The organism is Candidatus Neomarinimicrobiota bacterium (assembly GCA_021734025.1).
GTDB lineage: Bacteria > Fidelibacterota > JAANXI01 > JAANXI01 > JAANXI01 > JAANXI01.
On the sequence record JAIPJS010000015.1, the window covers coordinates 77691 to 91564 of the forward strand.

Consider the following 13874-nt stretch of genomic DNA (forward strand, 5'->3'; position numbering starts at 1 on the left):
GTTGGATTATTTACCCAGAGATGTCAACTTTTAAATGGTAATAATGGCCTGTAATAATCAACCATATCCAATGCCATAATATTCTTCAATCATATAAATCGTACTGTTCTAAAACTTCTGTGTACAAGTCAGTTTTACACAATTTCATTGGAAATGTCTTTACACCTGAAAGGGATAGATTAGCACGAAATACATTTTAGCACCTCTCTTTTTGGTATATGCCCTCCAGTTTTAGATGGAATCATTACAATAAATATACCGGCAGTAATTTAGTAAAGAAAAGCACGTTCCGATGCAGGACAAAGCTTTGCTGCACCTTACTTTTATCAGAGCAGCTTAGTTTATTTCATATACACCATCTTCTTATTATCTACAAAATCCCCTGATTCCAGAAAATAAAAATAAACGCCAGAACTAACCTCATTCCCTAAGTCGTTAGTTCCATTCCACTCTATCTCATACCACCCCGCATCCTGCTCTTTTGCCACTAATGTTCGAACCTTTCGGCCCATCAAATCATAAACAAGTAACCTCACAGAAGCCTCTTCAGGCAGGCCATACCTAAATGTGGTACTTGGATTGAAGGGATTGGGGTGGTTCTGAAATAATACAAACTCAGTGGGTAGTGAATTATCCAAAATTCCAGTAATAACATCTAAAGTTGCGTGTGAGATATCCATTTTAATCGGGTTTTCATTAATACGCACCCAATTTAATACAATTTCAGTTTGGGTGCTCGGAGGATTCGGGGATACCACAAATTGCATGGCTCCAATAGAGCCTGTTGTTCCCGTTGGTTCTTTTCCTGCACCGGCAATTTTCAATATTCCATTAGTATTATTGAATTCATAAGAAAAGCCTGCTGTTTGATTCGACAGTTCAAATCCATTTAATTCAAGAAATGCTGGATCATACTCCATTTCGGTTTCAAACGAAAAAATATTAATCCCATTTTGGAGATAAATTGGAACCTCAATCGGCGTACCTCTCACGATCCCTTGATCCTGCAATGAAACTGTCCCTTGCCCTTCAATACTCAGTTCTGTTGAATCGTAAGGCAAATTTTCGATATTGCCTATCCGATACTGGGCAACTAGCGAAGCATCAAGAGCTGAAATCGTGTGGTCAAGGGTCACCTCAGCATTTGCAGAGTCCTGGCAAACTAGAGAATTTAAACCAATTACGTGCTCTAAGATTAATGCCGTGTCATCTGCTTGAATTCTACCATTCCCGTCGACATCTCCAAAATCCGGAAGGGGCGTGATATATACACCGCCACTCTCCAACTTTACACTAATCAGTCCAGTATCAAACATTACTGAATCTAAAATTACGGGATACAATTCACATGGTTGACCGGTTGCTACAAATTGCAATTTAGCAAAGACACCATTTGTCTCAATAGGGGTCGCTCCATATATCCAAGAAATAGCTAATTTATTTGTTTCATGAATTACATAACTCCATTTACTCTTTCCGGTCAATGTATTAGCTGTATCAATGCCGATGAATTTTAAACCCGACTGATACCCATCCAAGAAAAACTCAATTGTACTAAATTTTGGAGATTGTGGGGATAATACTCTAATTGGTAATGAAAGAGTATCTCCCTGTCGTGTTTCCATACTATCGATTGAAATCTGAATAGTAGTGGAAGGTGTATACAGCTCATTCAACTCGTTCGTTGTGAGTACCCGGTCAAATAATCGGACCTCATCAATTTTACCGTGGAATGAAAGTGAACCATCAGAGTTTGCTCCAATAGAATTACCGACTGATTGGGTTGAAAGTGCTCCTATTGCAGTTGAAGAATCTACTATTTCCCCATTCACATACAGAGAAAGTTTGTTCCCGTCCCACTGTCCCACGACATGGTACCATTTGTTTAAGGAAAAATTACTTGAAACACTCTTTTCCCCATTACTCAAAGCAAATACACACTCTATTAATCCTGTATCACGAGTATTCAAATGAAATATTCCATCTTGACTCGTACTTCGATAAATATATCCGGTATTATAAGATTCGGGGTGTATCCATGCACTGACTGTTATTTTATTCAAAGGCTCATTTAATATCCCATTGCCATCAGTTGTCACAATATAGTCATTATTGCCATCAAACCAGTAGGCACTATCATTATTGCCAAACCTGTCTGTAGTTAAAACAGGCCCATTAACATCGCCATCGTTGTCGTTGCCACTGGCATCCTCAGCGTTACCGTTAAAAGGATAATATCCAATTGGGGGACTTGGTTTTTTACCAAAGAAGACCGAGAGATAGTCGCTACCTTGATTAGGAATAATTAAATCAAGACTACCGTCCTTATTAAGATCTCCTCCATCCATTTTGATTGGCCCCACAAGTTCACTTTGACTAATAATTTCTATTTGAAATGAAAAACCACCTGTATTCATCAATGAGAGGACACGGTTCCCACGATATTCCGTAACAACAATATCCATATCGCCATCACTATCTATGTCGCCGGGGTATAGAGTGTATGCCCAATCTGACAGAGTTAATGTTCCCGATTTGGTAAAAGTGCCATCACCATTCCCCTTAAAGGAATTTACTTCATTACCCCGCCCACCTGTCACTAAATCAACCAGGTCATCTCCATCAAAGTCATCCAAAACATGAGTATAACATCCTACGCTATATCCAAGATCACTCATAGATTGAAAGGAACCATCTCCGTTACCAAGAAAGAGTGACATGTCATTTCGATCCTTATATCCTACGGATAGATCGAGAAAACCATCATTGTTGTGGTCTGCAAGATCAATAGAATTGGGAAAGGCATTATACACTTCATCAAGGATTGAGGTAATAAAGCTTCGGCCTTTTTGGTTTTGAAGTAGAGTAACATATCCTTCTGTATTAGCTACAGCTATATCCGGATATCCGTCAAGATTAATGTCGCCGGACTGCAATCGCATCATTGGGGAGCCCGTATTCACATCAACACGTTCATTAAAGTGTCCTTCTCTTACACCAAAATATACTGACACCATATTATCAACGTTACCAGTGTAATGGGATACAGCAATATCCAAATAATTATCTTGGTCGAAATCATTTATTATCAAATCAGAAGGCTTAACCAACAAAGGCAATCTTGAATGCAGTATAAAATTGCCGCTCCCCGAGCCCAAATAGATGGAAAGAGAATCAGATTTTTGATGGATTACAGCCAGATCTAATGTTTGGTCCTTATTCAAATCAGCCGTTTTTACTGAAATCACGTCCATACCGGTTGATAAATCATAACGCCCGGAGAAAACCCCGTCACCACTGGTAGTGTGAACCGTAAAACTACTGTGTATTGGACGCGATAATTGCTCTCCGTTAGCCGAATAAATATTATCTGACACTAATACAGAGATACGTTCTCCAACTTTAAATGGCGAATTAGGAGTATATACTACTGTACTTCCATTATTCACCAAATTCATCACACCATGATAGATTCCAGTATATTTCCCGGTTACTATTAAATTTTCAGACATGAGTGTACTAGCATCGACAGGATGGGAAAAATTTATTTCAATATCGGTGGTTGTTGGAATATTTCCTGTATGTGGTTCGGGTTGTATAGACTCCACAACCATGCCGGGGCGTTTAATAATAATATTATCATAATGCATCTCTCCAACTGAGCCTTCCGCCCATAAGGTATTCCACCCTAGCGCGATCTGGCTAAAATTAGCAGGATTAAAAGGGACATTGTCCTCTTTGAAAAACACTTCATCACTGACAAGATCGATTATAGTCAAGTTGGCTGTCCCTGATTTGTCGTCATAAATAACTTTAATTCTATACCAGTTCCCCTGCATAACATTATTAGTGGAATAAGCATTACCACTCCCATCTCCAATCTTGATATCAGGATCATGGGAACCCTTATGAAAGATTGCCCATGTCTTAGAAAGATCTGATAGATCCGTATGAAAAAGACGCAGGCCAATTGGCATACCATACGACGTTTCAACTAATTTTAGGTCAATTTGAAATTCGAAATCTCCAGCATCAACTAATTTAAATTTTGGGGTATACACATATTTTAATACTTGATGCTCATCAAGTATTCTGATTTTATAGATTTCATTGACGGAATCCCACTCAAAGTATTCGCCAGACTTTGTTGTGTACTCAGTAGTGAAATTGGGATCAGAAGAAAAGTCTTCAGCATATATGACTCCTGGCTCAGGAGGCTCTGTCACTGTAATATAATTGTTAATAAGAAGGGTGTCCGAAATTGTGCCATCGGAGACAATTAGTTTTACGGAGTATGTACCTGGGGCTGTATAAGTCCAACCAGGATTTTGTTCCGTCCCATCGATTACACCGTCATCATTAAGATCCCATTTCCATTGAGTTATTTGTGTCTCAGATGCGGTACTTTCATCGGTAAATTGTACTTCTAACGGTGCATTGCCCGATACAGGAGTGGCGGAAAATGCCGCCACGAGTGTTAATGGTTTTGCCGCGATGCTAACAACTCCAGTTCCCTGGGACTGAAACGTTTCACTTCCTGAGCTTAAGGTGGAAACAACTTTTAAGTACTCTTTGCCTTCACTTTGGTCCCAAATGCGAAACTGGATCTGATTTCCCGGAGTAAATCCATCTATTTCTGTTGTGTTTGGATCATCCGTTGCGGCCTTTACAGATAGGTAATCAGAAATAGGTTCGGCCAATTGTGCCATTCCGACACAATATTCCCCGTCGAAAATGCCGACTTCATCGCCAGCCTCCAGCGGTATTCCGTCGATTGTGGCGCTAGTTACATAAATATTCATCGCCAGGTAAGGATTTCCAGAGTATACCACTTGGAAATAATTCTGACTGAAACCATAAATTGGATAAATAATGAGGCAAAGAATGACCAAAGATATTCTAAATTTCATCATGATTTTCTCCCTGTGAATGTATTATCGAATAAGAGCTAATTTCATTATATACGTCGTTGATTCAGTACGCAGAGTATATATATAAATTCCTGAAGCAACGGGCTGGGAGAGCTGATTGGTACCATTCCACTCAATCTGGTGGTACCCGGCAGGTAATTCTTGGTCAATAAGAGTTTTTATCCTCTTTCCCCGGAGATTGTATATAGCAAGTGTGGCCTGCTCTTGTTTCGGAAGTGCAAACCGAATCGTAGTTACCGGATTAAATGGGTTCGGAAAATTCTGCGATAACTCCACCTCCGTCGGGATTCCTCGATCGTATAACTCTGTAACTCCAGTTACTGGGGAGAATCCCACGACTAGGGATGAACGTGGAGAGAATTTTGCCTCTCCTTTTTGGATATTTATTTCCTCCGCATTGACTTCAAATGATTGCTGAGACTGCTGATTCCATATTTTGAGATTAATTCCATTTTGGACAACAAAACCATCCACATTTTTGGTGGCAGGGTCATCCATTGGACAGATTAGTGAAACTGGTAGATTTTCTGGATCAATTACACTTGCCGCAAGGCAGGTATTTCCATCAAATACTGCTATTTCGTCACCCTCTGAATATTGGTATCCTGCCAGGTCCAAATTAGTTATGTAAATATTCATCGGATGATATGGATTACCAACGAAATCAATTGGTATAAAATGTTTTGGTGATTTATTAAAAGATTCAGTTTGCGTAGTAGTGGCAAAAGTTCCAACACTACGATCTATTGTATATAGATTCAGACTAGTATTTTGAGAGACTTTGAGGTAATACCCCTCTCCAGATGCCATAGTCCCTATATCATTTATCCATTGATCTATTGCAGGGATATATTCAATGGCATTTCCCGTCTCATCTTGAACTTTTATTAGGGTACCTTCGTCAATAAGAGGCTGAACTTTTCCCAATGCATCAACGAAAGTTTTAACTAAAGGATAACTAATTATATTCCATCCAGATGTTAACGGAATCGTAATTGGCAATTCAATCTGTTGCCCTTCTATTAAAAGATCGTAGTCCGCATTTACCCTCGCATAATACCCTTCAGTTTCCTGCCAATCCCCGATGCCGTTTTCCCATGAATTAATTGGTTCCTGTAGATATTCTAATGAATTTCCAGCTTCATCTTGTACTTTTTGAAGTACTCCTTTTTCAATAGCCTCGGAAAAGATATTTTGTATACCAAGATCAGTAGGTGCAAGGACTGACGAGAATATATTCCAACCAGTATAAAGATTGATAATCTTACTATTTAAGTGAATATACTTATATTCTTTACTTTCAAATGTGTTGCCTATATTATCACTACTCTTAATAAAAAAACTAAACAAATAATCTTCATTAAAATCCCAACCATCCGCTGGTTTACTAATTTTAATTCCCCAATTATTGTCTTCATTTAATTGCATACTTAGATAATCACTATAACTTCCCCTTGGGAAACCATATTGAAGTAGCACTCCATCAGAGTTTATTCCACTCAGCGTATCCTGAATAGAAGCTTTTACAGAAATTGACTCTGTTGTAGCGGTAACAGATTTTGGTATAAAGTCAATTTGCACTATTTCTGGCTTGGAATTATCAATCATGTGATAGGACTCGCTTGTAAACCAAGGTGTACTCCAGTTATTATTATCGAGACCTCTCACTCTTATCCAGACTTGATGGCTGTTTAAATTTGATACCCACTCATAATGATCCATAGGTGTTTCATAATAATCGATAAATTGCCACGTTTTTTTATCTAATGAATACTCAAACTGAAGTTTATTAATCTCATTATTTTCATCGTTGTATTGAATTTGAATGTTGATGGGATCACGCAAAATTGGGCCTTCTAATGTCAAGGAAGTTATTTCAGGCGTTATTTCAGTCGAAGGCTGCCATGCAAATTGACCGATTTGCCTACTATAAATAAATTCAACATCTTTTATCTCAGCTTTAACACGCCAATAATAGGTACCCTCCAATAAATCCTCCTCAACTGTAAATTCAGGTTTGGTCATATTAGAGTATACCGTCGATTGTGAAAACTCGGGGTCCTTTGATAAAATCAGAGAATAATTGATATCGCTTAAATTTGAATTATTACTTTCCCATTGAAAATGGATGGGAAAGCCACGGTGTGCTGATCCCATTTCAGGAGAAATGATTCCAAATTCAGCCAGATTATTGTTTCCTTCAACATTAATTTCCATTTCACCAATTTCTGGGTATCTCAATACGTTTGAGTTAACTCTTGTTGTAAAAAAGTAATAATGTACCCCAGGACCTACAGTAATTTCATTGGATTGAAACATAACGTCAGAGGAATAATCATTTTTGTCAGGTTCCATCGAGAATATGTTCCCGTCAATATGGAGTAAAACCTTACCTTCATCCGGTTTCTGAGAATTTTCAGAAAAATATCTTATTGTAAAAACTTTTCCACCGTCTGCATTAATCACTTTTGGTGTGTGCAATGCAGGCGGTGGTGCGATGTAAACTTCTTTTTGAATGGTATTGTTATTAGGATTATCATCTTCTGATAATACGGTCTGGAAATTTAAAATATGCTTTCCTTTTGTTGGTACCCAATTGAAAACAATATTTTTACTCTCCCCGACTCCTAAAACATCAATTAATTTGTTTTCAATTAATTCATTATTATCAGTAAAATTCAAATCAATATTATTGATGGCTCCTTTACTAAAATTTCCTAGTTTTAAAATATATTGATGGGTTTCAATACCATTATTTAGTACATCATTTTCTGAAATATAGTCTAATTTTATATCAACTTGTGGTATACTATTTGTGTTCGTCGCGGTAAAAGTGGGATAATAATCGTTTATGTGTCTCTTAACAGCTTGCCTCTCAGCTATGTCAGTAATCAAATTCCCGTATTCCCGTTTTTGTTCGGCATATAATGCGTCCCAAAATTCAATATTTTCCCTAGTCATAGAGAGATTGCCAATAGGCCCCATCTCATTCATTTGATTAACATAATATTGAAAATTTGATAATAATTCTAAAAATACTTCGTAAAATTTAATTGCTTTAAAGTTATATTTAGAAATTCTTTCTAAATAATCTTCAAAATTAGAAAAGTTTGAGGCATTATTCAGATATTTCGCATCAATACTTAATTGGTTTGCATATACTTCCATCACTGAAGTGTTTAAATTGGCTATTTGCCACAAACAATTAATTGCAGCACCTAAATCACTCCAGTCCTGGTATATTAATTTTTCACCAACAGCCAAGGCGCTGCTAATAAGTGCAACATTTACATAATCGTTCGCATTTCTTAGTGCTATTTCCCCATAACTAGTATTGGCCAGTACAGGATCCATACCCGCATTAAAATTTGTCCAAGCACCTTTAAAATCTTCAAACCTTTCTAGGGGAAAAAGAATGAAGGTTTGCATTGACTCGCTGTACTGATTTAAATTTTCAAACCCATTTCTAATATGCGATAGACGTTCTGTTTCATTTGAAAGTTCATTTTTATAATCAGGATCTAAAGAACCTATTGCAGACATTGCGCTAGAAACCTGATTCCCTTGGGGCAAGGCAGTAACTGAATTAATAAACTCCAAACTACTTCCACCTAAAGAAAGTATTAGCCCACCACTTGAAATAATTGTACTTGTCATACTCGAAAAAGAGCTCGGAACAAGCATTGTGCTTCCAATTGAAAAAAGACATTTACTTGCAAAGAGTGTTCCAGAAACAATCTTTGGGTCGTTTGGATCAAAAGCCTCATTTAATTTTTTACTATTTTCCTCCCACTGTTTCCAAAAATCTTCACTGATCCCTTTATCAAATCCGTGACGCCATTTTTTATCAAGGATAAAGGAGACAACTTGATCTAATTCTTTCGAATCAGTTATAATTGGATTTATATTTGTATTACCATTGGAGGAAGATTTAATCACAACTGGAATTATATCCTGTACGGTATTCGATTCATTATAACCTGATAATTCTCCCAGAAAATATCTGATATTATAACTATTATTAAATAACGTAATATTTTCTTCCCAAGTACCAAGTTCTATCCACTCCTCTGGGATAACCATGTGTTCTCCGGTATTAATATAAAATCCCTCACTCCATCCAAATCCCCCATACCATAACACATATTTTTCACCATGTAGGCCTATTGCAGTGTACATCTGCCCGGTTTCTATATCTGTAGGGATCGTCCATTGGAAACTAACCTCCCTTGATTGCCCCTGTGGAAATTCGAGCATCTGATCTTCGCTCGGTACGACCGTATGAGAATCATATATTGGCGAAGTAGAATCTACCTTATCCTTGTCAATATTTAGAGAAACCACAGAATTTATCGTGGCACCAAGATTTTTAATTGTAGCAAGGACTTCAATTGTCTCTCCAGGACTAAACGTAGTGCGTTCATTTCCATTACTATCAAAATATTGTACATCACTCACTGTTAACTCTGGTCTCTGAAAATTCGGTAAAATGTGTTCCGCAAAATCAAGCAAACTCCAATTGCGTAACACCCCTAATCTATCCATGGTAAACATATCAGAAGAATTCGTACTGAAAATTTTGTCGTTGACATCAACCGCACCATCGTACCCTGCTGCTCTGACAGTATTTGTTACATTTTCATTTTTTTCAGTATAAGGATAGCTGAAAAAATTACATTCGGTACTTAATTCATTTTCGATTTTTAGTTTTGACTCTACGATCTCCGAAGGGAGGGCTGAATTTGAAAGAGCAGGCAGTGATGGATGTGTACTTGAATGGGAATAAAAACTAATATTGTTCTGTGACATTTCTAAAACTTCAGGCCAAATCAAATGCTCATTATTGAGCGAACTCTCTTCATAAGCTCTATCCCAGTCATTGGTTCGCCGGCCAGTTTCGTCACTTGCAATATAATCGGTTATGAGAAAGTTTGTCGCAGTAAAGTTGAATTCCTTAAGAACGGGATAAGCGTTCTCATAGAAATTTTTATATCCATCATCAAAGGTGATTACAATTGAATTGCTCGGTAATTGTGCCTGCCCGATTTTATACAAATAAACATCATTTAGGCTAACGGTATTAAATCCATATTTTGAAAGAAACTCCATTTGCTTTTGAAATTTCTCTGGAGTAATCCAGTACGGAGTTTCACCTTTTGTACCAACATTGTGATAGGCAAGCATATTAAATTTGTGCTCGGACTGAGCAATTATGTCCGTCTCAAATCTAAATGTGGGATGCCCTTGTTGATCCAAGGTTGTCCCCATACCGACAAGCGTTTCATTTGGGCGAGGCTTTGTATATCCGTTCCATGCCCATCGTATATTAAAAAATTCTTTTTCATTGGATCCCGTATTCTTTAATAATACTGAAAACGTCTTGGTAGTATTTTGAGTCCATTGATCATATTGCCAGTCAATAAGTGGATATTCCGGCTCGATCTGATCCCCAGATTTGGTGACAATGGGGGTGCCATTTGATTTTGGATGGTCGTAAGGATAGTAAATTGTAGCACTAGTACCTATATCGTCTGTTGCAGAGATAACTTCCCAACCATTACTTACTGACGGAGAGATATAGACATCTTGTGCTGTTTCCCCTTGATTGGTGATTATATACTGCACTAACGTGGTGCCATTCGCATAGAATTTACTCTTTACTGTTGGGGCTTTTTGTAGGATTAAATTTCCGGGTGGCACTACATTAATTGTACCTATTTGGTAAGTTGCCTCGTTCTGGTGATCCGTGTTGGGCAAGGACCCAGTAGGAATTCCAAACGTATTTTGAAGTTCATCAGCTAAATACATCTTTGTATATACAGGATACTGTCCACCTCTTTGGGGTGTTATGGTAACATTCAGTGTTTTTGTCTCTCCCACACTCCAATTATCCCAGGTTGGCTCGATATGGAGGTACTGAGCCACATATTCGTTTGCTAATTTTTGTCCTTTCCACCAAACGGATTGATTTGGATTTGCGCCCACTGCAGTATGGGCCTCAGTAACCTCAGCGCCTTTCAAAAAAGCATTGCGCACCTGGACTGCCATCCCTCCATACATCGCTTGACCTTCCCCAATATTCTTACCTTTAACAGTAATATTTATTGGTTCGCCGACTTTTGCGTCAATGGTTGACTCGCCATTATCAAATTGATAGCTGATAAGTGAAGGTTGGGGTTCCGGAGGAGTTACTTTAATTGTTCCTACTTTGACTGTTGCTTCATTTTGATGGTCTGTATTAGGTGATGACCCTGAAGGATCCCGAAATGCAGTCTGGGCAGGATCTGCTAGATACATTTTAGCAAATACTTCATATTCACCGGGTTCTCTCGGAGTAAGTGTGGCATTTAATGTTTTGGTTAAATTCGCTCCCCAATTTTCCCAGGTTGGTTCGATATGTAAATATTCTGCGGTATAATCATTTGCCAGTGCTTCTCCTTTCCACCATACCGATTTTCCACTTGTGGCTCCATAAGCTGAGTGCGTTTCACTCATTTCTTGATCTTCCGTATACGCTTGGCGAACCTGTAAGGCTATCCCGCCATATAATGCTTCTCCATTACCAACATTTTTTCCACTTACCGTAACATCTACTGGTTCGCCTGTATGGATATTTATTGTGGACTCACCGCTTTCCAGTTGATAATTGACTAATTGTGGCTCAACCTTATATCTTGGGATAACAACTTCCTTTTCCCAAATATTTTGCTGTCCAATAGTGCCAGAAGTTGGCTCCCTGCTATCACCAATACTACCTTTAAAACGGAGTTTAATCTCTTCTGCACTAGTCGCTGTGATCTTCAATTTATATGAAATTGTTGTTCCAGAACTTATGCTTGCGCCTCTATCACCAGATACTAATAGGTGTTCCGCACTCGTTTCCTGCCATTCATTGTTATAAACCCCGTAAATAGATTGGCCTACATAATTAAATGAAATGTCGCTAAATCCGTTATCGGATACTTTTTGAACCGTGAATGGAGGCGTAGCATCATATTGCGGGAAAGCCACATCTAAATAGGTACCTATATTCCCAACTGACTGACCATCATTCTGTAATGTTACAGTTATTTCAAATGGCTGTCCTAAAATAAAAAAATCAGGAACCTGATATGAAATATCAACAGAGGCAACAGTGCGTCCGTAGATATTTTTCTTAGTATTACCAGATAAATTCAAATAATACCTACTTGTGGTGAAGCTATAGTCTGGGTGAGAAATATCTAATACATATCCGTCGTCCTGTGGGACATTGCTAAATGAATAACTACCATCATATTTCGATGTAACGGTCTCATCATAACCGTTTGAATGGTATAAACGTAAAGTAGTATTGGGTATTACATCGAAGTCATGTCTACTTGATTTAACTTTTCCATAAACGCTATATTTTGGTTTAGCAATATTGACGGTATACTTATAAACATAATAACCCTGGTCATCTCTTTTTCCTGTGTTATAATCTGGATCTTGGCTCACTATATCCCAATCTGTATTCGAAAAAGTACCCCGTACTAAAAAGGTAAAACTCCCTTCAGCCGGTGCGGTAATAAGAATGTCCATGTTTTGCAGTTCATAATAGCCCCAGGTACCTTCAATTGCCTCTACAGAAACAGAAGAAGTCGGCCGGTTCTCCTGGTAAATTTCATTCCATTTTGAGGCACCTGAAGTATAAATTTCATGGGAGTCAAACCCATGACTAACAACATCATCCACATTATCATAGCCTTCAACCCACATAACCAATTGGCCATAGCCCGACCATGAGCCACTGCGGTTCTGTATTTCTGCAGAAATCCATACGTCTGCCCCTGGTTCGACCGTAATGGATTCTGAACCATTTGTGGCAATTGATTCACCGTTTATCTTTATACTATTTACCACAACATTTTGGGCATTGACGTTGACACTGAAACTGAGAAATAAAAAAATAATAAATAAAAGAGACTTGTTTTTAGTAGACATGTCGACTCCCTACTTTTAATAAATAATATAGAATTACACTAATTTGACATAAAACCGTGATATTCGATCATTTGGATTAGTATGACTATTTATATATATAAAAAAATCTGCTATGTTGATGGTATACCAATCGAACCATCAATTCCAACGTCGGTTAATAGCACTTAATAAAAAAAAGAAAGCATACAATATGAAGATATGAAACTAATTGTACCAATAACCGTAGGTTATATTAATTAAATTTTAAATATATCACAAGATAAATTTTACATAATTAATGTCAGAATTCAGGTAGTGTAAATTCATGTTCGCAATTTCAAAATAAGTGAGAGGAAAAAGCCATCGATGTCTCCTAATTTTCAGATGAGCACTCATGAAAACACCCAAGGAGGACACCGATGGCTACCCACAAAGATACCGCAATTTATGAGGGATTACTATCACAATTTGTCAACGAAGCCGACCCGCTCCAGGCGATGCTGGAATGGATCGCGCACCAGATGATGCAGGTGGAAGCCAGTCAGAAGGTTGGGGCCCCTAAAGGGACGCACTCGACGCAGCGCAAGACCTACTTTTCCGGCACGCGCGTCCGGCGGTTCGATACCCGACTGGGGACCATGTATCTGTTGGTCCCGAAGCTCCGGCAGGGCGGGTATATTCCGTTCTTCGTGACGGCCAAGAAGCGATCGGAACAGGCTTTGATGGAGGTCGTCCGGGAAGCGTTCGTGAATGGCGTCTCCACTCGCAAGATCGAGCGGTTAGCCCATACCTTGGGCATCGAAAACATCTCAGCCGGGCAGGTCTCGGCCATCAGCCAGGAACTGGACGAGCAAGTCCAGGCGTTCCGGACGCGGTCCCTGGATGCGGAATATCCGGTGCTCTGGATTGATGCGCTGCATGAAAAAATCCGGGTGAACCACCGGGTGCAGAACCTGGCCGTCCTCGTGGTCATGGGCATCACGCGGGACGGGACCCGTG

At 38.7% G+C, this 13874-nt stretch carries 3 protein-coding genes; 1 reads left to right on the forward strand and 2 read right to left on the reverse strand.

What is annotated here, in order from left to right; all coding sequences use genetic code 11:
* Nucleotides 1–341: 341 nt before the first annotated feature.
* Together K9N57_14050 and K9N57_14055 are read right to left on the reverse strand one after the other, a co-directional pair.
* Nucleotides 342–4913 carry an FG-GAP-like repeat-containing protein gene (locus K9N57_14050; GenBank protein MCF7805303.1) on the reverse strand — a complete coding sequence of 1524 codons (4572 nt, stop codon included), beginning with the start codon at nucleotides 4911–4913 and terminating at the stop codon, nucleotides 342–344.
* Nucleotides 4914–4934: 21 nt separating this feature from the next.
* Nucleotides 4935–12896 (reverse strand): polysaccharide deacetylase family protein, encoded by a 7962-nt coding sequence (locus K9N57_14055; GenBank protein MCF7805304.1) that lies wholly within the window; start codon nucleotides 12894–12896, stop codon nucleotides 4935–4937.
* A 398-nt stretch (nucleotides 12897–13294) separates the two neighbouring features.
* Between K9N57_14055 and K9N57_14060 the strand changes: the two genes are divergently transcribed.
* Nucleotides 13295–13874, forward strand: a 580-nt coding sequence (locus tag K9N57_14060; GenBank protein ID MCF7805305.1) for a transposase, incomplete at its 3' end; no start/stop codon positions are given.